The sequence below is a fragment of the Oceanobacillus senegalensis genome, assembly GCF_900176885.1.
Lineage (GTDB): Bacteria > Bacillota > Bacilli > Bacillales > Amphibacillaceae > Oceanobacillus > Oceanobacillus senegalensis.
This window is the reverse complement of the sequence record NZ_LT839648.1, coordinates 2,020,849-2,047,080: the sequence shown is the minus strand read 5'-3', so window position 1 is coordinate 2,047,080 and position 26,232 is coordinate 2,020,849. Positions and strand designations below refer to the sequence as shown.

Here is a 26,232-nt window from a genome sequence, read left to right as displayed (position 1 = left end):
ATTTTAAGCGAAAAATTAGCTATATTTTATTATAATAAAATATAGCTTCTTCAATTCAACAATATGAAATAAAATATACCAATACAAGGGTTTACGTTAGTAGGATCTTAAAGGAGTGGGGTAGGAGTGAGTTCATCAAAGCTAGTTGAAAAATACTTTTATCAAAATGCCGAACCATTAGCGATAGAAGTTGTTGAATCTGTTCTCCAAAGAATGGATTTAGATATACCCAACTGGGAAAAAGAACAAGCAATACATATGTATACCGAGTTGTTCCAATTTTTAGGGGAAGCACTTATTGAAATAAAACTTGATAAAATCCCAGATGTTCTTATGGAATGGAGTTACAAGAACTCGGAAATGCAAGTATCATCTGGTGGTGATATTACAGATATTATTCTCCGATATTCTCCGACAAGGGATGTATTTAACGATATTATAACGCGAATAAGTATAGAGCATGATTTAACTGTGAAGGAGAATGCCGATATCTTGAAACGTATTAATCATATGTTGGATATTAGTATGAATGAGACAATGCTTTCTTTTAAACGAATGTCTGATAAATGTAAAACAGAAACAGAACAGCAACTGTTAAAACTATCAGCACCAATCGTTCCAATCAAAGATGAAATTGTTATTCTCCCTCTAATAGGTTCCTTTGAGGAAAAACATTTTGAAAATATAAGAGAAAATGTAGTACCAAAGATTGTGGACATGCATGTAAGTTATGTCATTCTTGATTTATCGGGTGCATTGATGAATAGCATACAAACAACTGATTTTCTATGTCAATTGCAACATACTTTTGAACTGATGGGGATTCATCTTATCTTGACAGGAATGCGTCCTGATATGGTTCAAACCATTATAAGAAGTGGTATAGATGGGTCTGAAATTAGTTCATTTGCTACAGTACAACAAGCAGTTGAAAATATTAAATAAGGCTCTAACCGAAGCTCTACGCATTTAAATGATAAGTTAATAAACATTATATCTATTTTATCATAGGTGAAGGGGCAGTTATATCCTCACATCGAATTAAGGAAAAACCGAATCCTTTTAGGTGGGGGATGAAAGACCACCCCTGATTTGAAGATTCACTTTATGCATAAAGCAACTGTTGTTTAGAAAGCAGCTTTTAAAAAAAGAGTCTAGTTTGTAGTACAAACAGACTCAGATTCTATCGTATTTTTTAAAACTTAATTTCTATTTGTTTTCCTTTTTGAATCGATTCATTATTTTCATTAAAAACATCACTCGTTGTTAATGTTATTTTAGATAAATTTTCTGGGGGAGTTCCATCTAATATAAAGGCAAGCTCCCCTGATTTTTGTCCTTTTGGTTCCATTACCCCATTTAAGTTTTGGAGATAGAAGTCGTCTTCAAAACCTTTCATTTCCCCTGTATTTGTTTCAAGTATAGAAACTGGAGCAAAATGAATAGGCCTATCAGAAGTGTTTTCCATCGTAATATGAAATTTTACATAGTTAAATTTCATTTCGTTATTGGTAAAACCATGGAAATAATCAATCAAATGCATTGCTGGCTCATAATTCATTACTTTGATATTACTAATGGTAAGTTTGACAGGCCCAATCTTATGTGACTTATGGTAGTCCGTAATAGACTTTAAAACTACCGTACCATCTTCATCATTATATACTTGACCAATTTCATCTAAAGAACGAGTGTCAGGGGCCTGAGGATTATTAACATAGTTTTCATCACTTTGTTCCGCATGAATCACACTAGAATCGCTTTTTTCTTCAGATTTTGTAGAAGTTGACGGTTCCGTGTCGTTTGAACACCCCATAAGAATTGTAATAAGTATGATAGAAATTATCGTATATTTCATTTATGTACCTCCTCTAAAGAAGTAAGAGATGAAAACCCGTTGCTAGAAATGCAACGGGATCCATTCGTTAATTCCTTTTGTTTTTTAATACGTCCATTACCATTTGACCGACTTCATGATTATCATGTAAACCGATAAATTTATCAGCTTGTGGACCGTAAGCATAAACGTTTACGTCTACGCCGTCATGTCCGCCAGTAGTCCATCCCGTACCAGAACGAAGGTCAAAAATACGTTCTATCGCATTGTCAATTTCCGTTACGTCTTTTGATTCTGCAGCATCTTTAACGGATTGAATTTCTTCTGTAGTTAAGTCCAAATCAATATATTGTTCTAAAACATCTTCAATATCAGCACCATTTGCAATTTGGGAAGCCATGAAATCTGGTGTACGTTTAGCAGCTTTTAATGGAGCTGGATCCCATTTGTAAACACCGCCAATCCCCATAGCAAATCCTCCAGTAGAGTGGTCTGCCGTTGTTATAACAAGTGTTTGACCATCTTCTTTTGCAAATTCAATTGCTTCTTCAAATGCCTCTTCGAAATCTTTCATCTCACTCATTGCACCGACAATATCGTTATCATGACCCGCCCAGTCAATTTGACTTCCTTCAACCATTAAGAAAAATCCGTCCTTATCCTCACTTAGACGGTCTAATGCTGAATCAGTCATTTCAGCTAATGAAGGTTGTTCTTCGGTACGATCAATAGCCTTATCAAGACCTACAGGTGCAAACAAGCCAAGTACTTGTTCATTGTCATCTTTCTTAAGCTCTTCTGTTGTTGTTACATAGCTAAAACCTTCTTCTTGGAATTCCTCTGTAAGATCACGGTCTGCACGATCAAAATAGGATGTACCACCACCAAGAATCACATCGATCTTAGGTTCTCCATTAATCTTCTCATCAATATAATCATCTGCAATATCATTATAATTGTGACGGGATTCATCATGTGCTCCAAAGGATGCTGGAGTAGCATGATTTACCTGTGAGGTAGCAACGAGGCCAGTTGCTTTCCCATCTTTTTTCGCCATTTCTAAGACCGTTTCAACCTCATTTTTATTAACATCTACAGCAATCGCATTATTATATGTTTTGATTCCAGCAGCCATAGATGTTGCGGCAGCGGCTGAGTCAGTAATGCTCTCATCTTCATCCCATGGATATGTTTGTTGCATTCCTACCAAATAGTTATCAAATGCTGTTTTTTCCATATATGGTGTCGTTTTATCATCCATAAATGCACGGTATGCTGTGCTATAAGTTGGTCCCATACCATCTCCAATCAAAAAAATGACATTTTTGACTTTTCCTTGATTTGGGCTTATTTTTGCATCAACAACAGATGTGCCATTAGCAAATATTCCAAAAGCTAGAGTAGATATCAGTGCAAATGGTATTAATTTTTTTCCGATCTTCTTCAACATTTATAATTCCTCCCAATCTTTGTTACCCTTCCATCTTGAATTCTACTAAAGTTCTATTAAACTATTATTAATTAATAGTTAGAATAGTATAAAGAAAATAGGGTAGGAATACTTAGGTAAGAAGAATTATATAGGAGGAATGGAGTGGGGAGCTAAACAAATAAAGGCTGGAATAAAAATATTTTTTCACACAAAACCCGAACATGATTGTTGCGAAAATGTACTCCGGAAATATACTTCACGCATCTTAGGGTGGCTGATGGGCCACCCACTGTGCGGTATTAATGATCTAATTATTTGATTAAGTTAATGTACACCATATTAAAAGGCATCATAAAGCTATACAAATAGAATCCTTATTTAAAGTTTATTGGTAGATTAGCACTCGTATTTTATTTCACCACCGATTATGGTCATATCTATACTTGTTTCTAATAATTCATCAGGATTTTCCATTTGAAAAGGGTTCTTAGAATAAACTGTCATATCTGCTAATTTTCCACGAGAAATGGTTCCTTTTATATGTTCCTCATTGGTGGGATAAGCACCTAATTCTGTAAATAATTGGAATGCTTCTTTCATTGATAGCTTTTCAGTTTGGTTATATCCATTATGGGTTTGGCCAGGGGTTTTTCTTGTAACAGCTGCATGAATTCCGAGCAATGGATTGACTGGTTCAACTGGAGCATCTGAACCTCCTGCGCATATGACACCTTCATTCTGTAATGATTTCCATGCATAAGAAAGCTTCATTCGTTCTTTTCCTAAACGTTCCATAACCCATGGGAAATCACTAGCTACGAAACGTGGCTGAATATCAGCAATTCTGCTAGGTTTGGCCAATCGTTCTAGTAAATCTTTACGCAAGACTTGAACATGAATTAGTCTGTCCCTAAATGGTACCGTAGGAAATTGATCTAATACATCTAACACATTTTCTAATGCCTTATCACCGATGGTATGAACAGCAACAGGCATGTTTAAAGTTCTAGCACGTTCTACAATTTCATATAATGTAGAAGAATCTAACATGATATCTCCAAAGTTTCTTGGGTCATCACTATAGGGTTCAGAAAGATGTGCCGTTCTCCTACCAAAAGCACCATCAGCAAATAGTTTAACAGCCCCGATTTGTAAAGTGTTATTTCCAAATCCTGTATACATACCGGCATCACGTAGATCATTTAGAAAATCATAATTAATTAAAAGGTTGGATCGCAGGCCAAGATCTTCTTGATTTAACAGTTCATCGTAGACACGATAAGTTTGATCCAAACCACCTAAATATAAGGAATCATTTGTATGTATACTTGTAAGTCCTTTTTCAATTGCAAACTGAATTGCTTTCCTCATAGCATCTTTTAAAACTGGAAATGTCACTCTTGGGATGTTTTGGGAAATAAGGTCTCTAGCAGATTCCAAAATGAGACCTGTTGGTTGTCTGGTTTGTTTATCAAGTACAATCGTTCCACCCTCAGGAATTGTCATGTTTGGATGATAATTACTCACTACGAAAGCTTTTGTATTCGCTACTGCCGCATGCTGACAAATCCGCTGTAAAAACAGTGGGTTTCCAGGTGCAACATGATCTAATTCGGAAATAGTCGGGATATTGCCATCTATAAATAGGTTTTCATCCCAACCGCTACCTAATAGCCATTGTCCAGGCTGTAATTGTTTTGTTTTTTCGTGAATTCTTTCAAGCATTTCTGTTTTGGATGTAATGCCGGTTAGGTCTAGATTAATAAAATTTTCCGCAACTAAGGATAGATGAAGGTGACTGTCTATTAATCCAGGAGTAACGGTTTTACCCTGTAGATCAATGACTTTTGTTTTTGAGTTTTTCCAGTGTAATAACATATCTTTAGTAGTTCCAATGTCGATAAATCGCCCATTATCTACAACTACCGCTTGTACAATTGGTTGAATCCGGTCAAATGTATGAAAGTGTCCATTTGCATAGATTTTTCTCATGCGAATCTCTCCTTAGTCAGTATCTGTTAAATATAGTCACTAGGTGATGGGTGGAAATGAATGGGGAGTTTCGAAATCGTATAAAAGGAATAATTAGTAATAGACTTTTAACAAAAAAAAACAATGATAGAAAATAACCCATCATTGATTTCAGTATACAATATTGTTATCCTCCGTTTCGATTAATAAATCCCCAAACTTATTAAATGACGAGAATGGCAGGATGCCCCTTTTTCAGGTTACATCCTAGCCAGCAATAAGATAAACACTTAATATGCTTTTGCAATTAACCTTTTCATCAATTATCTCTACTCTGATTGAATACTTATATTCATTGAACCCCTATTGTATCGATTTGATAAGTCATCTATGAAAGTAAACTTCATATTACCAAAAAAGTTTTCTAAATTCAATGGACTTTACATTCTAAATAAATTAGTAGTTAGCTAAAAAATCTACTTTTATCGCTTTCCTCTATTAAAGTGTGTTACTATTCTAATAATAAATGAAGGAAGGATGTTTTTTTAGAATGTCACTTGAAACTGTTAGAGAACATTTTAAGAAATGGAGTAGAGAGCGGGATGTAAAGGAGTTTGATACATCTAGTGCAACGGTACAAGAAGCAGCTGAAACGATAGGAGTCATACCTGCTCGTATTGCAAAAACATTATCCTTTAGAGGAAAAGAAGACCAGGCTATCTTAGTAGTTACTGCCGGAGATGCTAAAATTGATAATAAGAAATTCCGTCAAACATTTGATTTTAAGGCTCGGATGCTGTCACCTGAGCAGGTATTAGAACAAACCGGGCATGCCATTGGTGGTGTGTGTCCATTTGGCTTGAGAAATAATTTGGATGTATTTTTGGATGTATCACTGAAAAGATTTGATACCGTTTTTCCTGCATGCGGTAGTACGAATAGTGCAATTGAATTAACCAATGAAGAATTAGCTACATATGCATCAGCTAAAAAATGGGTAAATGTTTGTAAAGGATGGGATACCGCGGACATCAAAGAGAAAGTTATTGAAGAAAGTATGTAATGACGCATATTATTCAACAATATAAGTTTATGTGTATAACCTTGTACATATAGTGATGTTTGTTTAAACGATATCAAGAATGTGAAAAAGCTTGGGGATGTGCTTACCCCCAAGCTTTTTTACGTATAGCTGAAATTGACAATGTCAAAATATTTATTATATACTATATTCAACAATGTTGAATAATAGGAAACTAGGATGAATAAGCTGTATTAGGTCTATTTTATTTACCTTTTATCGCAGGCTAAGGGGCAGTAATACCCCCACTGATTGAAGATTCATTTTATCGATCTGATGAATAAACACATTACCATTTCATTTCACATAAAATATAAGACTTAAATCTCTGTCAATCTCCAGACAACTTAATATAAATTTAAATCTACGATAGGAGGGTTTGATTTTGAAAAAGTTACCGTACACTGTTCGAATAAAGGAAGTCGGACCTCGTGATGGATTACAAAATGAAAAGACATGGGTTCCTACCGAATCCAAAATTGCTTGGATTAATTTGTTATCTAATACTGGTATACGAGAGATTGAGTTTTCTTCTTTTGTTAATCCGAAATTGATACCTGCGCTTTCTGATGCTCGTGAAGTTGGAAAACTAATTAAACGAAATCCTCATGTTACTTATTCTGCTCTTGTACCTAATCAACGCGGTCTAGAATTTGCACTTGAAGCAGGAGTCGATGGCATTTCCGTATTTATGTCAGCAAGTGAAACACATAATCGTAAAAATATTAATAAATCGATAGGTGATACGTATCCTATACTCAAACAGGTGATTCAGGATGCAAAAAAAGAGGGAAAACATGTAACAGGATATGTTTCAACGGTGTTTGATTGTCCATATGAAGGTAGAATTCTGCCCGGAACGGTTATCCCAATTTGTGATCAATTATTAGATTTAGGTGTAGATGATTTATCTCTTGGGGATACGATTGGCACAGCAGTTCCCTTACAAGTTGAGGAGTTGATATCTGAACTTTTAGAATACTATACACCTGAAAAGTTAATCATGCATTTCCATGATACAAGAGGAATGGCAATAGCTAATATCCATTCGTCTATGCAGTATGGAATAACTAGGTTTGATAGCTCAATTGGCGGACTAGGCGGTTGCCCATATGCTCCTGGAGCTGCAGGAAATGTTGCAACGAATGATGTTTTGTACCTTTTGCATGGATTAGGAATAAAAACGGGAATTGATGAGAAAAAAATACAAGAAGCCTCGCTATTTATTCAGAATAAATTAGGAAAGGCTTTACCGAGCAAATCCCTATTGGTAAGCGGTCAATAATATCTTATATGGAATACGGGAGATCTTCTCTGGTATTTTTCTTTTGTAATAGGTACGAAAGAATAAGTTTAAGCAGGAACCTTCATGCCCACAGCGCGCTAAAGCTGTAGTACAGGCGGCATAGAAAAATGGTATTGGGTGGGGGGAGCAATCGTAGTCCAAGGATCGTACGTTTTAAGCCAGTGAGGGTTCTTGTTCTAATATATAAGAATCCTCTTTATTAATGTATAGCCTTTCTTGACTATAAATGATGTACTATTCTATGATTAAATCATCTGAATAAAGTAATGTTTGCAGAAGGGAATGAATGATAATAGATCTAGAGAAAATTGGAGAAAAAATTAAAGGTGTTCGTTTGAGGCAAAAAAGGACACAACAGCAAGTAGCAGATGAGTGTGGGATTTCTAAAAGCATGCTATCTAAAATCGAGAACGGACAAACAGCATCTGCTGTTGCAACACTTTCAAAAATAAGTGATGCTTTACAAGTTTCATTGTCATGGTTACTTGATGATAAAATTGATGATCATTTAGTTTTACAAAAAAGGTCAAGTCGCCGATCAAAGGTTGGGGATGAACATATGGGATATTCCTATGAGCTCCTTGCAAATCGGTCCCAATTCAGTGGAATAGAGCCCACCGTTGTTCATGTTACTCCAAAGAATATGAACAAGCGTACGGAAACATATACACATTCACATGATGAGTTTATTTATATTTTAGAAGGCTCTATCTATTTATTATACGACGGTGAAAATTATTACATGGAAAAAGGAGACAGTGCTTATTTTGAAGGTGCTAAACCCCATTTATTTGTTCCAGTGAATGATGAAGAAGCACAGGTACTAGCATGTTTTATTGATCGTGATGTTTAATAGAACATATTGATAAACAATTGGTATACAGTGAATGTATGCCATTTTTTTAGGTTTTTATTATCTGACGTTTCACATTATACGTAATTTTATGATAGTGTGTATGTATAGAAAATAGTTAAGAGTATTTTTATTTAGGGCCTTTTATCATGTTGGGGGTGTTATAAATGGAATATATAGAAGCGGATATAATTGATTTACCATTAAAAACACACGAAGATTGGGTCTATATTATCGTTGAAGTGAAACAAAAGAAAATAATCTCTGTTAATTTTACAGGGGTGCACCCAATAGCCCATGAAGAACAACGTACATTAAATACATTCAAAGAAAAATTAAAAGTATATGCATTCCCATTAGTTGAAATGATTAATAAAGAGTTGTTGAAGAAATTAATTGCCAATGAGTTTGATGTAGAATTAAAGGACGATTATTTTAGCGAAATATCATTAGATGAAAGGGTATGGAAGATTAATGTAGATTACAGTAAGAAAATAAAGAAAAAAATAGAGCAAATTTTGGCTGGGCATAGAAGTTAATAATAGTCAGAAGACAAGATTCCAATTAAGGAGTCTTGTTTTTTTTATGTTTCTTTTTTGGTACATGTAAGGAATTATAGACTTTTAGTGTTATTTTACACGTAAGTAAGAACGGCCATGTCCACGACGGCTAGTACAGGTATTGTGATAGGATGTCGCATTCATAACTTGTAAGGACATCTTCCATTTTTGAGTTGTTCAAAAAGTTGTCAAGAAAATACTAATATGTGCTAAAAATCACATTCCCGGTGTGATTTGGTTCACTTAATTTATTTTTATATCCACTAAAATAAAAGTATGAAAGATACAAGGGAGGGTTAGGAATGGAATCAAATAAAGGCATTATCTCAGAAAAAAATGTCAATGAGGAAGAACATTCTCTAAAGGGAGCATTATTTTCTTCTGTCGTTTTTGTTGGAGGAACGATTGTCGCTTGTATTTTGTTACTTCTTGTACTTTATATGATTAGAATTTAAGGAGGGTTTTATTATGAAAATGCATCGTGCCGAAGAGATTTGGTTAATTTTTGGTGTTGCCATCATTGTATTATCCATGGCTGTTACTGGTTATCAAGCATTTGCTCACGGGATGGCACCGCCAAGTGGAATGGAAACAATTGACCCACAGAAAGTAGATGAAACTGCACCGTTTGATAATCCAGGAGTTTTTGAAGTAGGAGAAAATGAATATGAGGTCGTTATGACACTTCAAGCCTTTAGTTTTACTCCAAATGAAATTGAAATACCTGTAGGATCTGAGGTTCATTTTACGATGACTTCTAAAGATGTCGTCCATGGTTTTCAAGTTCCTGGTACAAACATAAATGCAATGGTAACACCAGGACATGTACAACGAATTTCACAGACATTTGATGAGCCTGGAGAATATTTAGTTATCTGTAATGAATACTGTGGTGCAGGGCACCAAGTGATGGCTACCACCATTACTGTGAAATAAAGGAGGGAAATTAAATGGATTTAGCTGAGAAAATACCATTTAATGATAAGGTTGAAAAAGCGTTAGGTGTAAACCCTCAGGATGCACGATTATCATTAACCTATTTTACGGTTTCATTTATAGCATTATTAATTGGCGGATTTTTAGGACTATTTCAAGGTTTAAATCGTGCAGGGCTGATGGAATTACCATCATGGTTTGATTACTATCAAACACTGACAACACATGGTATTTTACTAGTTTTAGTATTTACGACAACATTTACTGTTGGATATTTCTATGCTTCACTTTCTCATACATTAGGTGGACTTCTTCCTAAGGTAAGAAAGATGGGTTGGATAGCATTCTTCTCCATGGTTGTTGGTGTAGTCTTTGTAGCTACTCAGGTTATCTTAGGTAATGCTTCAGTTATGTATACATTCTACCCACCAATGCAAGCATCACCGTGGTTCTATATTGGTTTGGTATTTTTAGTAGTTGGAATTTGGATTGCAGCATTCGGAGCGTTTATCAATGTTGCTAACTGGAGAAAAAATCATAAAGGTCAGCATATACCGTTGTTAGCTTTCTTTGCGACCGGAGTATTCGTAATGCTGGTATTTGGAAGTATTGGGGTAACGGTTGAGGTATTAATGTTAATTCCTTGGGCTTTTGGATGGACAGAAACTATAAATGTAATGTTAAGTCGTACGTTATTCTGGAGTTTCGGTCATACACTCGTAAATATTTGGTATTTAACTGCCATTTCTGCATGGTACGTTGCTGTACCAAAAATTATCGGCGGAAAATTATTTAGTGATGCATTAACACGATTGGTTGTCATCCTACTAGTTATTCTAAATATTCCTGGTGGATTCCACCACCAAATCATTGACCCAGGTATAACAGAAGGTTGGAAATACATCCATGTGTTCATGAGTCTAGCTATTGGTTTCCCATCTATGATGACTGCATTTGCCATGTTTGCAGTATTTGAACGTGCGGGCAGAAGAAAAGGTGGAAAAGGATTATTAGGTTGGTTTAAGAAATTACCATGGGGAGATGTTCGTTTCCTAGCACCATTCATTGCCATGGTAGCATTCATCCCTGCTGGGGCAGGTGGAATTGCACAGACAAATAACCAATTAAACCAAGTGGTTCATAATTCACTGTGGATTGTTGGACACTTCCACCTAACGCTTGGAGTTACAGTAGCATTAACATTCTTTGGGATTGCTTACTGGTTAATCCCTCATTTGTCAAAACGTCAATTTACCCCACAAATCAATAAAATTGGTCTAGTACAAACTGCTTTCTGGACGATTGGTATGATATTTATGTCTGGCTCAATGCATTTTGTGGGACTTCTAGGTTCACCAAGAAGAACATCTTTTACAACTTATGGTGATAGTGCAACAGCATTAAGCTGGGATCCATTATTAATTTTCTTAGCAATCGGAGGAACATTCTTAATTATCGGTGTGTTACTCATGGTATATATCGTATTCTATCTCATGTTCCTAGCACCGAGAGGACATACAGAATTTCCAATTGCAGCACCTGAATTAAATGCACAACCTACACCTAAATGGACAGAAAGATGGGGACTTATTATCGTTCTATTACTGCTAACAGTAGCAATGGGCTATGTCGTACCACTAACAGAAATAATCAATGTCCCAGGATCACCACCATTTAGAACATGGTAGGTATAAAAGCGAAAGCAAGAAACAGTTTAGCAAGTAAAATAAAATAAAATTATTAAAATCAAATAGGGATAGTCTGCTTGGCTATCTCTTTGATTTTAAAATAAAAAAGATTGTAGGACGTGATTGTATGATCAGGAATAAAAATACAGTATCATTAATCATTGTTATCACGTTTGGCATAGTGCTATTCTTTATTGGTACAGATGGATTTCGGGCCTTTACGGCAGAAACAGCGAGAACAATGAAGCTTATGGAAGAATCACCAACATTTCCGGAAGTTACATTAGAGGATAGTAAGGAACGGGTTTACCCTTTTTCAGAATTTGAGGGAAAATACGTTATGTTAACCTTTATTTATACAGCATGTACCGACGTTTGTCCGGAATTAGAGATGAATCTTGCACAAGTATATAATCAGGTTCCCAAAGAGTATATTGGGGAGGACATTATTTTCTTAAGTATTAGCTTTGATCCAGAAAACGATGACCCAGCGACATTAGAAAAATATCGATATTATTTTAATGCGGATGGGGAGACATGGCGAATGGCTAGAATTCCAGACCAAAAAGAGTTGGACCAGTTATTGGATGAATTTGGTGTAATCGTTATTCCAGATAATAATGGAAATTTCACCCATAATTCTGCTTTTTATTTAGTAAATCCAGAAGGAGTATTAGTAGATGTAATGGATTATCAGGAAATTGATCAAGCTGCAAATCGAGTTATTTCTATTCTCGACTCAAAGGCTGGTGACATATAATGAAACAAGCTAAATATGGATTTGTACTATATTTATTTATGATGCTCCCACCAGTTGTTACGATGTCAGAATCCATCATGGTTGTTCATATGCATATGCAGATGCCTTTATTAGTTATAGCTGGTATGCTCTTTACGCCATACCTCAAGCAAAAATTCCCCGGATTTTTTGTGAATTGGAATCAAAACGGATTACCAGGAATTATGCTATTTATGATTATTGTTATTTATTGGATGATTCCACGTACGATGGATGAAGCTTTAACCATTCCGGCCGTTGAGCTTTTTAAGTTTATTAGTTTACCATTTTTGGCAGGTATTCCTTTACGCGATAGTTGGGGGAAATTAACGAAATTTGGAAAAAATACAGTGTTTGTCATTTTAAGCCTATTATCCATTGTGTTAGGCTGGTTATATATTGCATCCCCAGTCCAGCTCTGTAATAATTATCTAGTTACTGAGCAGAAAGCTTTAGGATGGACCTTTTTATTAACAGGTTTATGTATCATGATTTATTTCATTCAAAGTCTTTTTATCCACCCCGAGGACTATGAAATGGAGTAAACTTTGTTAGGGATTTCCTTTAAGGGATATCCCTTTTTTGATTTAAGTATAAATTTTATTCGTTCACGAACACTATAAAGAAAAAGGAAGAGGCTTGACATATGAGTGTAATGGAATTATTACTAAGGGTTTTCATTTCATTTTTCGTATTGTTTTTAATGGCAAGAATCATGGGTAGGAAAGAAATTAGTCAGATGACATTTTTTAATTTTGTTTCCGCTATTGCCATTGGTTCCATATCGGGGTCATTCGTAACAAGTCAAAATTTAAGTATTCTTAATGGAGTTTTAGCATTAGTAGGATGGGGTGCTATTACCGTCATTTTAGGTATCATAGATATTAAGTCGAAGGTTGCACGAAAAGTTACGACCGGACAGCCAATCATTGTTGTGAAGGATGGCAAAATCATGGAAAACGCCTTACGTAAGGCACGACTAGATGTAGATTCTCTTATTTCGTTATTACGTAAAAATCAGGTGTTTTCTGTATCGGATGTAGATTTTGCTATTTTTGAAACAAACGGCAATCTTTCTGTCAACTTAAAACATGAAAAGAAGCCGATAACAAGAGAAGATATGAATATGAATTCGGCATCTAATATTTATTCTAATACGATACAAGTTATTTCAGATGGCAAAGTTCTAAGGAAGAATCTTTCTAAAATAAACCTTGATCAACAATGGTTGGATAAGCAGTTAGAACAACAAGGTATTCATAATCTTTCTGAGGTTTTCTATGCAGAAGTTCAAAAGGATGGTTCATTATATATTGATAATAAAGATGATTATATTCATTAGTAAGTAATATACAAAATAAAAAGAGGATGCTCCAAAATAGGAACATTCTCCTCTATTATCATTCTTCTTCACTTACGTTACGATCCATTTAAAACAATTCTTCCTTTAATCCTTTGGTATCAAGTATCATATTACCATCACGACCTGTCATAACCAATTCCTTTTTCTTTAACCGAGTTAACGTTCTACTAATGGTCTCTCGACTGGAGCCAATCATATTTGCCAATTCTCTGTTTGTAAAATGCGTTGTTAACGTAATTTTTTCATTAGCATCTATATTTCCATGTTTTTTACTCAAGCGGATTAAAAGTAATATAATTTGCTCATACGTATTACGTAGAATTTTTTCCTCTAATCGATTTTGTAAGTCAACAATTTTATCTCCTAAAACACGGAAAATTTTAATACTTACTTCCGGATTATTGATTAGGAAGTCCTCAAACAAATGGATAGGTATATATATTAATACGGCATCTTCAAGAACCTGTGCATGTGCTGGGTAGTCATCATTGCGGAAAAATCCTTGATGGGGAAACATTTCTCCATTATTTAGCACATTAATAATTTGCTCTTTCCCTTGAAAGTCAGTTCTGTAAATTTTCACCTTACCAGAATGAATAAAATAAACATTTGTCAAAGGATCGCCTTGCATAAAAATATGTGTTCCTTGACGATAGGTTCGATTTTTAGCTAGGCTAACAATTGGATCTATTTCAAAGTCTGTTAAACTTTTAAACAAAGGAAAACGTTGCAATAATTTCTTAACCGATTCCGGATACATAAGTGTCATCCTTTCCACACCGTATTTAGTCCATTATACATGTTATCATGAATACCGGACTAGGGATTTGATAAAAATCATATCATAAGTGGAATATAGTGGAAGGATTGTTTCTTATTGAAAAAAGTAAATTCCCTTTATGAAGGATGTTTCGTAAAAGCTTTATCGTAATGTTATCCAAATTAAGAACCTTCATCGAGGGAATGATTATTGTTTAGCTCCATAACATTTCCTTTGCACGATTACTCATTTTGTCCGGGCTCCATGCCGGCTCCCATACGATATCTACTTGGATATTTCCAATTTTATCAATTAATCCTAGTCGATGCTTTACCCCATTTGCTATACTATCATGCATTGGACAACCTGGAGTGGTTAAAGTCATCGTTATGGTAATGTTATTATTGTTATCCACTTCAATTTTATATACAAGCCCTAAATCGACAATGTTAACGCCTAATTCAGGATCAATTACTTCATGCAAGGCCTCTTGCACCATTAATTTCATAGACATTTCGTAGTAACCTCCTATTAATGATATAATACTCGAATAATCGAAAAACAATAACCTATTGAAGTTGCAGTTAATACACCTTGGGTAATAACAAAACCATGGTTAAAATGAAATAAAGCACTAAAAATGCTTCCAATCACACCAATAGTAAATAAGCAAAATAATATACTTCCAAGTTTCTCGCTCATCATATCCTTCATGGTTGGAACTTTTTCTTTACCTATTCTTTCTGAGTATTTATGTGTCCACCATAGGAATGGAACAATTTTATAAAGGTACCCTAAAATACTGAATATAATCCATCCCATTATATACAGGTAGATTAGCCATCCCCATAGATTAGACAGTTGAAATAAACTTAGTGGAATGGCAAGAATATGGGTGATCCACCCAATTAATATAGCAAAAAGAGAGAAGCTAAAGGACTTGTCAAGTTTTTTCTTTATTCGTTTCCTTAGTATTTCTTTTATATCAAGAATGAAAAGGGTAAACCCAATAAATAAAAACAACCATCCAGTCATACCCAGTAAAAGAGTATTTGTCCAAAAAGAGAATAAAACAATGATGATTCCACCTATATAAGTTACAAAGGAAGACTTTGCCCATTTCATTGAAAAACCATGGGAAAGGCTAAACATGGGGATGAGTTTATAAGAAAATCCAAAGATTAATAAGGTGAACCATCCGCCAATACCGAGAACAATATGCGATTTAAGAATTGTATAATAATAGTTGACTCCGCCAAACGCTATATTTCCAGCTAATAAAAGTCCAGCAACAATGGTAAGAAAGAAGCAGATTATTGCTGTACCAATAAACTTAGATAATATGCTTTTTTCCTTTTGGCTTCGTAATGTCATTATCATTTGTATGACAAACATGATGATACCAAGAACCGCAAGCACGCCTCCATAAATAGCGTAGTTTGGTTTTATACCTAGAAGAATAGATAATGAGCTTATTCCTACAGATGTAACGATAAATTGAATAATCCCAAAAAATGGGTTCCATATTGGAGTTAAAAAAGTAACGGGAACTAGTTGATACATGGCCCCCATTGCAACCATAACGGCAAAACCTAGTAGTAGAAAATGGGCACTCATCCATATTTCTGGAATTCGAAATTGCCCTGTTAATAACTGGGTACTATTAAATAAAAGAATCCCTTGAGCTATCACAAAGGCGAAAAGTGCAAATAAAATAAATGCTAATGGAAGTTTAATGGATGTATCGTTTTTTATGTCAGTTTGAATCATGTTACTCACCAGACTTTGTAATCGTTATCTTAAAGCTACCATCTTCCTGTGGCTCCGTTTCATGTTGATAACCAAGTTCATTTAGTTCTTCATATAAAAACATCGGTCGACGATCATTAATGATGGCCAGGGTTTCCCCTGGTTTCATTTTTTCAAGGGTTTTTAATGTTCTCATCATTGGTTGAGGTGGCTGTAACCCACGGTTATCAATAATTTTCATCTTTTATCCTCCCTGTCTTTGTATACGTAACTTTCCAATGTTTCTTTTCTACTTTTTCGGCTTCATGTTCGAATCCTTTTCTACCTAATACTTTGTGTAATGGAACAGGGTTAAACGGAGCATGTAATACAAATGCTTGGCCTTCCTTTAAGCTCTTAACAGTACCCATGATTTTGTCAAAGGGCTCACGCTTTAATTTAAGATCTTCACGCACATCCAGTTCGACTATTTCTTTTTTATTCATCTAATCCCTCCAGATATATTTAATACCTTTATGATAATAATTATCAATTAGATTTGTAGTGACTTAAATCACAAATTGGCGTTTATTATCGTTCTTTTTTGTCTTTTTTGTTGCTTATTATCTTCTATATCGAAAGAGAATGCGTATTAATGCGAAAATTCTAGCTTTCCCCAGGCGGCTGCTCTAGCCCCCTCTTCGTGTATTTCCTGTGCAGCTGTTGTAGCTTACAACTTGATTGTATATTAATTAATAGAATAATAGGCTTCCCAGGAGGACGGCTGAAAGTATGCCCTAAGGTCCGCGATTGTCCGTTGCGGAAATCAACATACGCCACTATTAAGTTGAATGACTGCACATTTTATCTATTATGTGATCAATCAATTTGAGGTTTATTTGTCTAAACTTTTTTGTAAAGTGAGTAAAATCACAGTGGTAAAGTGCGGTATCTCACTGTTTTTTAATCGTTCAACGATTATGCTATACATGTAGAAATTAATAAATCGAGGGGGGGATACATCATGAAAAAAATTATTTTATTTAGTCTTTTATTAGCTTTAGCTGCTTGTGGTGGTAATGATAATACTACTACAGAAACACGGGATAATAATAAAGAAAATAATTCCGAGCAAACGAAGGAAGTTAATTCATCAGAAGAATCAACAGCAGTCAGTAATGAAGTAAATATAGTTGCTACAAATTTTGATTTTAATCAAGAAGCGTATGTAGTTCAATCTGGGGAAGAGGTTACTATTACTCTTACTAATGAAGAGGGAAATCATGGAATTTCTATTGATGAACTTGGAGTTATCATAGAAAGTGATGGAGAAGCAGTAATTGTGCCGGAGGACCCAGGTGAATATGAAATATATTGCAATATATTCTGTGGCGAAGGTCATGAAGAAATGATAGCTACTTTAATGGTTCAATAATCTAACTTAATTAAATGGGGGGAATATTATTATGAGTGAAAAACAATATGCTGTAAAGTTGCACGCACCAGACATTGAACCGAGGATTCGTCATCCACGTATTTTTGAGGCTTTTGATGGGATGAATAGTGGAGAAGTAATGCATCTTTCTAATGACCATGATCCAAAACCACTGCGGTATCAATTTATGATTGAGAGAGAAGGAAAATTTGAATGGGAGTATTTAGAAGAAGGTCCTAATCTTTGGAGAGTAGCCATTGAGAAAAAATAATTTATGAAATTTAACGCGGATTAAGGGGCGTAAATCTCAGTACAGGATGTAAATAGTGATAAAAGTTACGTAATGGAAATTCGAATTGGATTACAATTTAAATATATATATGAAGGGTGGGATCATAATGTTTAATCGAGATTATAATGAAAACCCATTTATAGTAATTTGGGAATTAACACGTGCTTGTCAATTACACTGTTTACATTGTCGTGCCGAGGCGCAATATCATAGACACCCATTAGAATTAACGTTTGAAGAAGGAAAGAAATTAATAGATGATATCTATGAAATGGATAATCCGATGCTAGTCTTTACAGGAGGAGATCCTTTAGAACGACCTGATGTATTTGATATAGCGGAATATGCTGTAAAAAAAGGTGTGCGAGTTTCTATGACACCATCAGGTAACCCCAAATGTGACAAAAGAAGCAATGAAAAAGGCTAAAGATGTTGGTCTTTCCAGATGGGCCTTTAGTATTGACGGACATTGCAAGGAAATTTATGACCATTTCCGTGGTACAGAAGGATCGTGATAAGGAAAATATATTTTATGAGGATGCTATAAATCAAGGGAAAACTGGGAAAATTGATGGATTAGGTCGAGCGCCAAAGGGTGTAAACGATGGTAATGGTTTTGTGTTCATCTCACATACTGGTGATGTTTATCCAAGTGGTTTGTTACCAATAAAAGCGGGAAATGTCCGAGTAACGCCATTACCTGAAATATACCGTGAATCAGAGGTATTTAAAAACCTTAGAAATCCAGATAAATATAAAGGAAAATGTGGTATTTGTGAATTTCGTCATGTTTGTGGTGGATCAAGATCTAGGGCATATAATGTAACAGGGGATTACATGGAAAGTGAACCATACTGTGTGTATATTCCTAGAGCAATGAGGGAAAAAAGAAAGAAAAAGTCAACTGTTTGATAATCTGAAGCCAAGCAAAATCTTGCTTGGCATTTTTGTTTTAAAAATCAAAGTACAGGTTACAGTGTTACGTAAGGGAGGAATTTGTCAAAAGGTGGAAGTTACTTAGTGAAAGTTAGTCAAAAAACGCGGAAATTTGATGAATCCCTTAATGGTGGGTGCCAAATACTATCTAGTAATTGGTTTTAACTATTATCGTATTTTGGTATAAAAGTAGCATTAGAATCCTATAATGGTTTATGGGTATTTTCTTACACGTTAAAACATTAAATTTTGGCAAGAATGTATTGATATGATAAAAATTTCGAAGTACCACGTAATAGAAAAACTTACCAATTTGTTTAAATAATACATATATATAAGAATGTAAGTTTTTCTAGGTAACGGACTACCTATGAAAAGGAGGGAAAATTTTATGCCAAATCAAGGTGCATCGGGGCCAGGTTTAAAGTATGTAGATAGTCATTCTGCAATCCATGAAGCTGCATTGAATGAAGCAAGGGAAATTAATGATATCCTTGCGAAGTTAACCGAAGATAATCAGATGGATAAGGCACTGGAAATCGCTTATATTGCTGTGGAACATTGGGAAACACGGACATTAAGACATGCGGATGCAGAAGAAAATGGTTTATATAAGGAATTAGTCAAGAAATCCCCAAAATTAAAAGATGATGTGATTGCATTAACAAGAGACCATAATATTTTACGTTTTTTAGTAAAAGAGATTAAACAATTGTTAGAAAAAGAAGGTTTCAGCAAAGAGGTATTGGAAAAACTTCAAGCCCTCGTTCATGTTGATGAATTTCATAATATAGAGGAGGAGAGAATTTTACCCCATTATTGATTGTGAGGTGATAGTTTATGAGCGGAAAGACAAAACAAGCACAAGTTAAGTCTCTTATATCGGTTTCACCTAAGTTATATAGATATTTTACCACAGAGCTGGAAAATCGGTACCATATTCACTCATACGATTTTCAGGCAGATGCAATAAAAAAAGAAAATGGAATCTACATTATATTACGGTTCGGTGATTATTTTGATCAAAAAAAAGAACAATTTTTCTCCAATAACAAGTTGGAAGATAAAAAAGAATTAGAAGCATTCATCATTGAAGCTGGAGAATTTTGTAAACAGGTTTTAATTGATGATTATTTTAAGAGAATGGCACCGAAATAGGTCCAAAATTCAATTTGAGAAGGAGGAGAAAAGTTGTTTTTATTTGATAATGAAGCTGATTTAGCTCAAGACCGTGAAGATTTAATCCAAGTACTACGTATGCGTTTTGGTGATGTAGCTCCCGGTATCATAGAAAAGGTGTATGAAATGAACGAATTGGATACGATAGAGCGATTAATTTTAGCAGCTGCAAATGCACCTTCATTGAGCATTTTCATTGAGGAACTAGAAGCGGGTGATGGCAGCTTTAAATTAGTTGGAGAACGATTTAATCCAATTGATTCTATGGTAGAAGGGGGATCAACAGGTGGCGAAGAAAAGTAATAAATTGCTTGACTCATTTAAGTACCTAAGACGCGGGAAGACAATTAATGAAGGATGGACAGAAGAGAGTCCACGTCCTAGAGATTCTGAAGAACTTTATCGACGTAGATGGGCACATGATAAGATTGTTCGTTCCACACATGGTGTTAACTGTACTGGTTCATGTAGCTGGAAGATTTATGTGAAGGATGGGATTATTACATCTGAAACCCAGCAAACGGATTACCCTTCAACAGGGGATGATTTTCCAGAATACGAACCTCGTGGTTGTCCAAGAGGTGCGAGTTTTTCTTGGTATACATACAGTCCTGCAAGAGTGAAATATCCATATATTCGTAGTAATTTATATGAGCTTTGGAAGAAAGAAAAAGAACAGGGGCATGACCCTGTTAAAGCTTGGGAAAACATTCAAAGTGACCATGGAAAACGAAATAAAATTGTAAAATCACGAGGTAAAGGTGGTTTTGTACGGACGGATTGGAAAGAAGTTTGTGAAATTATTGCAAGCTCCATTATTTACACCATTAAAAAATATGGTCCGGATCGTGTCGTCGGATTTAGTCCGATTCCAGCAATGTCTATGGTAAGCTATGCTGCTGGTGGTCGCTTTCTATCTTTAATAGGAGGAACACTTCTAAGCTTTTATGATTGGTATGCAGATCTTCCACCGGCTTCACCACAAGTATGGGGAGATCAAACGGATGTACCCGAAAGTGCAGATTGGTACAACACAAAGTACTTCATTATTTGGGGAACCAATTTACCTCAGACTCGTACACCAGATGCACATTTTATGGTAGAAGCACGCTACAATGGCACAAAAGTTGTCGGTGTAAGTCCTGACTATGCCGAATATGAGAAATTTGCTGATGTTTGGCTTCCAGCAAGGGCAGGGACAGATGGAGCTCTTGCAATGGCGATGACACATGTCATATTGAAGGAATTCTATGTTAAAAAGCAAACCCCCTATTTTATTGATTATGTTAAACGTTTTACTGATTTACCTTTCCTTGTCATTTTACGTGAACATGGGGAAGAATATCGCACCGACCGATTCCTCAGATCTGCCGATATTAATGATTCACAAAAGCTCGGTGAATGGAAAACTGTTGTTTGGGATGAACAGACAAATCAAATGGAAATCCCTAATGGTAGTCAGGGATTCCGCTGGGATGATGACAATAAATGGAATCTTGATTTGAAAAGGGCAGATGGTTCTGAGATTGATCCAAAATTAAGTTTTATTAAAGATACGGATGAAGTGACCCAAGTTACGTTCCCGTATTTTGCGGAAGCAGAAGGTGGTACGGTTACGCGAGGTGTACCAGTCAAAAATGTTCAAGACACAAAAGGGAACAAGCTCAAGGTAACGACCATTTATGATTTAATGATGGCCCATGTTGGGGTTGATCGAAATCTGCCAGGTGATTATCCCAAAGACTATCATGATGAAAAACCTTATACACCAGCATGGCAAGAAAGTATTACTGGTGTAAATAAGAACCATGTTATTCAAATAGCGAAGGAATTCGCTGACAATGCGGAACGGACAGAAGGAAAATCCATGATTGCTATGGGTGGTGGAACAAACCATTGGTACCATAGTGATCAAATTTATCGATCTATTTTAAATCTAATCATGTTAACAGGTTCCCAAGGTGTAAATGGAGGTGGCTGGGCTCACTATGTTGGGCAGGAAAAAGTACGACCTGTAGAAGGTTGGAATATGGTTGCTTTCGCTGGTGACTGGGGAAATGCACCAAGACTACAGAATGGTACATCTTTTTTCTATTTTGCAACAGAACAGTTCCGATATGAAACAGAGAATAATAAAGAAAATACCACATGGAGTAGTAAGTACAATAACATGCATCCAGCAGATGTGAATGCCCTTTCAGCTAGGCTAGGGTGGCTTCCATCTTTTCCACAGTTCACCCAGAATTCGATTGATATAGTAAAAGAAGCAAAAGAACAAGGTGCAAAAGATGAAAAGGAAATAATTGACCATGTAGTGAAGCAAATCAAGTCTGGAGATATTGATTGGGCCATTGAAAATCCTGATGATCCTAGAAATTTCCCACGAGTTTTCTTCAACTGGAGATCCAATTTGTTAGGGGATAGTGGGAAAGGACATGAATACTTTGCGAAGCATTTAATTGGTGGAGATCATGCTGTTCTAACAGATACTGATAGTTCTTGGCAACCAGAGGCAGTTAATGTTTCTAAGGTGGCTCCAGAAGGGAAAACCGATCTATTTATCAGCATTGATTTCCGGATGACTAGTTCTGGATTATTCTCAGACATTGTTCTTCCTGCTGCTACTTGGTATGAGAAATTTGATATTAGCAGTACGGATATGCATCCATTTATTCACCCGTTTAATGCAGCTATTTCACCACCATGGCAGGCAAAAAGTGATTGGGATTCATTTCGTGAAATCGCTGAAGTGTTTTCGGAACTAGCTAGAGAGCATTTACCTGCGCAAGAAGAATTGCTTATGCGTCCACTAGGTCATGATTCTCCAGGTGAAATAGCTCAAGCTTATGGAAAGATTAAGGATTGGCGGAATGGAGAAGTTGAACCTATCCCAGGTAAAACGATGCCTAACTTGAATGTTGTGACAAGAGACTTTCCAAACACGTATCAAAAAATGACCACAATTGGACCAGAATTAAAGAATGGCTATGGTGGTAAAGGGGTAAGAATTCCAGGTGAAAAAGTTTATGAAGAGTTAAAAGATCGACTTGGTGTGTCGAAAAGGGAAGGAATTGGTAAAGGTAATCCTGATCTTTTAACAGATAAGAAAGCTATTAATGCCATTCTATTATCTTCCGGTGCCACAAATGGAAAACGTGCCGTAGAAGGGTGGAAGTCCCTTGAGAAGAAAACTGGTCAGAAGCTAACGGACATTGCCAAGGAAAGAGAAGAAGAGGATCATACATTACAATCCATAACGGTTCAACCGCGTACATCTATTTCGACCCCAATGTGGAGCGGAATGGAAAAGGGTGGAAGAAGATATTCTCCATTTACAGTTAATAAGGAATATAAACTTCCATGGCATACACTGACGGGGAGACAGAGTTTTTATCTCGATCACGAAATGATGCTAGATTTTGGTGAAGGATTACCATTGTACTTGCCACCGCTTCAAAAAGGTCCTTTCATGAAGAATGAGAAGGGTGTAAAAGATAATGGAGAATCACTTACTGTAAGGTATTTAACCCCACATCAAAAATGGGGCATTCATACGATGTTTACGGAAACCAATCAAATGACCACTCTGTTTAGAGGATGGCAGGTTGTTTGGATGAATGAAGAAGATGCAGCTTCTATTGGGATAAAAGATAATGACTTTATTGAAGTGTATAACCGTAATGGAGCGATTGCTGCAAGGGCTGTAATTACTTATCGAATCCCTAGGGGTATGGTTTATATGTATCACGCCCAAGATCGTACGATGGGTGTACCTGGAACTACTGTTACGAAAAAACGTGGTGGTACACATAATAGTGTGACAAGAATAACCTTAAAACCAACCCATATGATTGGCGGGTATTCGCAATTAAGTTATGGATTTAACTATTACGGTCCAACTGGACATCAACGCGACACAATGGCTGTTGTAAGACGACTTGAGGAGGTAGATTGGCTTGAGGATTAAAGCACAGGTAGCAATGGTCATGCACTTAGATAAATGTATTGGTTGTCATACATGTTCGGTTACGTGTAAAAACACGTGGACTAATCGCCCTGGCACGGAATACATGTGGTTTAATAATGTAGAAACTCGTCCAGGTGTAGGATATCCAAAACGATGGGAGGATACAGAGCGTTATAAGGGAGGTTGGGAATTAAGAAATGGAAAATTAAAGCTACGTGCTGGAGGCCCTATATCAAAGCTTGCTAATATTTTCTATAATCCGAACATGGCTGAGATGGAAGACTTTTATGAGCCATGGACCCATGATTATGATCATTTAATTCACAGTCCGAAAAGTGATAACCTCCCTGTTGCAAGACCAGTATCCCAAATAACTGGGAAGTATATGGATAAACCGGAATGGGGGTCAAATTGGGATGATGATTTAGCAGGCGGTAGTGAAAATGTTGCGCGTGATCCTAACGTGGAAAAAATGCAAGATCATATAAAAACAGAATATGAAAAAACATTTATGATGTATTTGCCACGTATTTGTGAACATTGCCTAAATCCATCTTGTGTAGCTTCTTGTCCTACAGGTGCATTATATAAGCGTGATGAGGATGGAATTGTCCTAGTTGACCATGATGCATGTCGTGGGTGGAGATTTTGCCAGAATGGTTGCCCTTATCATAAGGTATACTATAACTGGAATACCCATAAGGCGGAAAAGTGTAACTTCTGCTATCCAAGGACAGAAGCTGGACTTCCAACAATTTGCTCGGAAACTTGTGTTGGACGAATACGTTATATCGGTGTTGTATTATATGATGCGGATAAAGTTAAGGCAGCTGCATCTGTTGAAGATCCACAGGATTTATACGAGGCACAACTTGATTGTTTTCTTGATCCATTTGATGAAGTTGTCCAAGAAAAAGCAAGAGAAGCTGGGATTACGGATGCTTGGTTAGAAGCGGCGAAGGAGTCCCCAGTTTATAAAATGGCAATGAAATGGAAAATTGCATTACCGTTACATCCTGAGTATCGGACCATGCCTATGGTTTGGTATGTACCGCCACTTAGCCCAATCATGAATCACATTACAAATGAGGATGAATTAAATACAGATGGATACATTCCAGCTGTTGATCAAATGCGTATCCCTATGGAATACCTGGCTTCCATTTTATCTGCAGATGATACAGAGGTGATTCGCAAGGTACTGTTAAAATTATCGGCAATGAGAGTATATATGCGTGGAAAAACAGTTGGTGGTATTGATGAATTTAAACAAAGTGAATTAGTCAAACAGGCAAATACGAGTCCCGAGGAAATTGAAGAAATGGCAAGATTATTAGGAATTGCAAAATATGATGAACGGTATGTGATTCCAACTGGACGCAGGGAAATGGATGATGATTTACATTATAAACAAGGTTCATGTAGTCTTGAGGATTTAGCACCACCGGAAGGGATGAACCCAACATTCGGAATGATGAAAGTGAGAGACAAACTATGAAACAGGAGCAACGGGTTGTACTTGTGATGGCTTCAAGATTACTCGGGTATCCATCTGAGGATTTCGATAAGGTAAAGAATGATATAAAAAAATTAATAGAAGAAACGATTGAGGAAACTTTACTTAGAGAGGAATTACTGCACGCCTATACACCTCTAACTCGATTAGGTTCAACAGAAATACAGGAATTATATGTGGAGACCTTTGATTTAAAATCCAGGCTTGGTCTTTATTTAACAGCACATGAACTTGGCGATAGTAATAAAAGAGGAGCTGCATTAATTAAATTGCAGAAAGTAATCAATCAATCTGGATTTGAACGTGTCGGAGAAGAGTTGGTAGATTATATTCCTATGTTACTTGAATTTCTAGCTGTTGCACCTAATAAACCCGACACAGAACGTTTGACCAAGCGTGTAGCTGTAGCAATTACGTACATGCTTGAAAACATAAACAAGGAAAACCCATACGCGAAAATACTAGAAATGTTAGTAAAGCATGTATTTCCTACTCCTACAAAAGAAGAAATGAAGCAATTGGAAGCAGGAAGAGAAAAAGCAGACTTAGAAGAACTGCCTTATCCTATCATGTATCAATGATAGGTTAAGGCATCCAATTACTTTCTAAAAGGA

At 36.0% G+C, this 26,232-nt stretch carries 27 protein-coding genes, 1 pseudogene and 1 riboswitch; of the genes and pseudogenes, 20 read left to right on the top strand and 8 right to left on the bottom strand.

Going from position 1 to position 26,232, the window contains the following annotated elements:
* Nucleotides 1–126 precede the first annotated feature (126 nt).
* Complete coding sequence (locus CAO17_RS09780; protein ID WP_085992636.1) at nt 127–945, top strand: STAS domain-containing protein; 819 nt, start codon at nt 127–129, stop codon at nt 943–945.
* Between the two features lie 250 nt (nt 946–1,195).
* On the opposite strand, the gene CAO17_RS09775 is transcribed toward CAO17_RS09780, so the two are convergent.
* From CAO17_RS09775 to CAO17_RS09765, 3 genes are all read right to left on the bottom strand, one after another.
* Nucleotides 1,196–1,858 carry a hypothetical protein gene (locus CAO17_RS09775; protein ID WP_085992635.1) on the bottom strand — a complete coding sequence of 221 codons (663 nt, stop codon included), beginning with the start codon at nt 1,856–1,858 and terminating at the stop codon, nt 1,196–1,198.
* Between the two features lie 67 nt (nt 1,859–1,925).
* A complete protein-coding gene (locus CAO17_RS09770; protein WP_085992634.1) occupies nt 1,926–3,287 on the bottom strand; it encodes an alkaline phosphatase in 1,362 nt (453 codons plus the stop codon).
* Nucleotides 3,288–3,665: 378 nt separating this feature from the next.
* Nucleotides 3,666–5,261: an amidohydrolase gene (locus CAO17_RS09765; RefSeq protein WP_085992633.1), complete on the bottom strand. Its 1,596-nt coding sequence runs from the start codon at nt 5,259–5,261 to the stop codon at nt 3,666–3,668.
* Between the two features lie 178 nt (nt 5,262–5,439).
* Nucleotides 5,440–5,614, bottom strand: a riboswitch (Lysine riboswitch).
* A gap of 176 nt (nt 5,615–5,790) precedes the next feature.
* Between CAO17_RS09765 and CAO17_RS09760 the strand changes: the two genes are divergently transcribed.
* The 10 genes from CAO17_RS09760 to CAO17_RS09720 all read left to right on the top strand — a co-directional run bounded on the left by CAO17_RS09760 (nt 5,791) and on the right by CAO17_RS09720 (nt 13,784).
* Nucleotides 5,791–6,303, top strand: a complete 513-nt coding sequence (locus tag CAO17_RS09760) for a YbaK/EbsC family protein (protein WP_085992632.1) — start codon at nt 5,791–5,793, stop codon at nt 6,301–6,303.
* Between the two features lie 403 nt (nt 6,304–6,706).
* The gene (locus CAO17_RS09755) at nt 6,707–7,606 is read left to right on the top strand and encodes a hydroxymethylglutaryl-CoA lyase (RefSeq protein ID WP_085992631.1); all 900 of its coding nucleotides are present in this window, start codon (nt 6,707–6,709) and stop codon (nt 7,604–7,606) included.
* Between the two features lie 307 nt (nt 7,607–7,913).
* Nucleotides 7,914–8,480 carry a helix-turn-helix domain-containing protein gene (locus CAO17_RS09750; protein ID WP_085992630.1) on the top strand — a complete coding sequence of 189 codons (567 nt, stop codon included), beginning with the start codon at nt 7,914–7,916 and terminating at the stop codon, nt 8,478–8,480.
* Between the two features lie 167 nt (nt 8,481–8,647).
* A complete protein-coding gene (locus tag CAO17_RS09745) occupies nt 8,648–9,019 on the top strand; it encodes a hypothetical protein (protein ID WP_085992629.1) in 372 nt (123 codons plus the stop codon).
* Between the two features lie 323 nt (nt 9,020–9,342).
* Entirely contained in the window at nt 9,343–9,495 is a 153-nt protein-coding gene (locus CAO17_RS21040) for a hypothetical protein (RefSeq protein ID WP_179151927.1), read from the top strand.
* Nucleotides 9,496–9,508: 13 nt separating this feature from the next.
* On the top strand, nt 9,509–9,976 hold the full coding sequence (locus CAO17_RS09740) for a cytochrome c oxidase subunit II (RefSeq protein WP_085992628.1): 468 nt from the start codon (nt 9,509–9,511) through the stop codon (nt 9,974–9,976).
* 14 nt (nt 9,977–9,990) lie between these two features.
* Nucleotides 9,991–11,664 carry a cbb3-type cytochrome c oxidase subunit I gene (locus CAO17_RS09735; RefSeq protein ID WP_085992627.1) on the top strand — a complete coding sequence of 558 codons (1,674 nt, stop codon included), beginning with the start codon at nt 9,991–9,993 and terminating at the stop codon, nt 11,662–11,664.
* Nucleotides 11,665–11,791: 127 nt separating this feature from the next.
* On the top strand, nt 11,792–12,424 hold the full coding sequence (locus tag CAO17_RS09730) for an SCO family protein (protein ID WP_085992626.1): 633 nt from the start codon (nt 11,792–11,794) through the stop codon (nt 12,422–12,424).
* The gene (locus CAO17_RS09725; RefSeq protein ID WP_179151926.1) at nt 12,424–12,987 is read left to right on the top strand and encodes a hypothetical protein; all 564 of its coding nucleotides are present in this window, start codon (nt 12,424–12,426) and stop codon (nt 12,985–12,987) included. Before CAO17_RS09730 ends, CAO17_RS09725 begins: the two co-directional genes overlap by 1 nt.
* A 101-nt stretch (nt 12,988–13,088) precedes the next feature.
* Nucleotides 13,089–13,784, top strand: coding sequence for a YetF domain-containing protein (locus tag CAO17_RS09720; protein ID WP_085992624.1), 696 nt, complete (start codon nt 13,089–13,091; stop codon nt 13,782–13,784).
* A gap of 88 nt (nt 13,785–13,872) precedes the next feature.
* Here the strand turns inward: CAO17_RS09720 and CAO17_RS09715 are convergent, their stop codons facing one another.
* The 5 genes from CAO17_RS09715 to CAO17_RS09695 form a co-directional block, all read right to left on the bottom strand.
* Nucleotides 13,873–14,565 (bottom strand): Crp/Fnr family transcriptional regulator, encoded by a 693-nt coding sequence (locus CAO17_RS09715; protein WP_085992623.1) that lies wholly within the window; start codon nt 14,563–14,565, stop codon nt 13,873–13,875.
* A gap of 214 nt (nt 14,566–14,779) precedes the next feature.
* Nucleotides 14,780–15,079 carry a metal-sulfur cluster assembly factor gene (locus CAO17_RS09710; RefSeq protein ID WP_085992622.1) on the bottom strand — a complete coding sequence of 100 codons (300 nt, stop codon included), beginning with the start codon at nt 15,077–15,079 and terminating at the stop codon, nt 14,780–14,782.
* Between the two features lie 17 nt (nt 15,080–15,096).
* On the bottom strand, nt 15,097–16,335 hold the full coding sequence (locus CAO17_RS09705; RefSeq protein ID WP_085992621.1) for a heme-copper oxidase family protein: 1,239 nt from the start codon (nt 16,333–16,335) through the stop codon (nt 15,097–15,099).
* A 1-nt stretch (nt 16,336) separates the two neighbouring features.
* Nucleotides 16,337–16,555, bottom strand: a complete 219-nt coding sequence (locus CAO17_RS09700; RefSeq protein WP_085992620.1) for a DUF2249 domain-containing protein — start codon at nt 16,553–16,555, stop codon at nt 16,337–16,339.
* Nucleotides 16,542–16,799, bottom strand: a complete 258-nt coding sequence (locus CAO17_RS09695) for a DUF2249 domain-containing protein (protein WP_085992619.1) — start codon at nt 16,797–16,799, stop codon at nt 16,542–16,544. Before CAO17_RS09695 ends, CAO17_RS09700 begins: the two co-directional genes overlap by 14 nt.
* Nucleotides 16,800–17,317: 518 nt before the next feature.
* Between CAO17_RS09695 and CAO17_RS09690 the strand changes: the two genes are divergently transcribed.
* The 9 genes and pseudogenes from CAO17_RS09690 to narJ all read left to right on the top strand — a co-directional run bounded on the left by CAO17_RS09690 (nt 17,318) and on the right by narJ (nt 26,199).
* On the top strand, nt 17,318–17,728 hold the full coding sequence (locus tag CAO17_RS09690) for a cupredoxin domain-containing protein (RefSeq protein WP_085992618.1): 411 nt from the start codon (nt 17,318–17,320) through the stop codon (nt 17,726–17,728).
* Between the two features lie 31 nt (nt 17,729–17,759).
* Nucleotides 17,760–17,999, top strand: a complete 240-nt coding sequence (locus CAO17_RS09685) for a DUF2249 domain-containing protein (RefSeq protein WP_085992617.1) — start codon at nt 17,760–17,762, stop codon at nt 17,997–17,999.
* Nucleotides 18,000–18,126: 127 nt separating this feature from the next.
* A pseudogene (locus CAO17_RS09680) lies at nt 18,127–18,932 on the top strand (radical SAM protein).
* Between the two features lie 415 nt (nt 18,933–19,347).
* A complete protein-coding gene (locus CAO17_RS09675; RefSeq protein ID WP_085992616.1) occupies nt 19,348–19,779 on the top strand; it encodes a hemerythrin domain-containing protein in 432 nt (143 codons plus the stop codon).
* Nucleotides 19,780–19,796: 17 nt separating this feature from the next.
* Nucleotides 19,797–20,114 (top strand): hypothetical protein, encoded by a 318-nt coding sequence (locus CAO17_RS09670; RefSeq protein ID WP_085992615.1) that lies wholly within the window; start codon nt 19,797–19,799, stop codon nt 20,112–20,114.
* Nucleotides 20,115–20,147: 33 nt separating this feature from the next.
* Nucleotides 20,148–20,438: a hypothetical protein gene (locus tag CAO17_RS09665; RefSeq protein WP_085992614.1), complete on the top strand. Its 291-nt coding sequence runs from the start codon at nt 20,148–20,150 to the stop codon at nt 20,436–20,438.
* A complete protein-coding gene (locus CAO17_RS09660) occupies nt 20,422–24,102 on the top strand; it encodes a nitrate reductase subunit alpha (protein WP_085992613.1) in 3,681 nt (1,226 codons plus the stop codon). Before CAO17_RS09665 ends, CAO17_RS09660 begins: the two co-directional genes overlap by 17 nt.
* Entirely contained in the window at nt 24,092–25,600 is a 1,509-nt protein-coding gene (narH, locus tag CAO17_RS09655; protein WP_085992612.1) for a nitrate reductase subunit beta, read from the top strand. Before CAO17_RS09660 ends, narH begins: the two co-directional genes overlap by 11 nt.
* The gene (gene narJ, locus CAO17_RS09650; RefSeq protein WP_085992611.1) at nt 25,597–26,199 is read left to right on the top strand and encodes a nitrate reductase molybdenum cofactor assembly chaperone; all 603 of its coding nucleotides are present in this window, start codon (nt 25,597–25,599) and stop codon (nt 26,197–26,199) included. The genes narH and narJ overlap by 4 nt, the downstream gene beginning before the upstream one ends.
* The last annotated feature ends 33 nt before the right edge of the window (nt 26,200–26,232 follow it).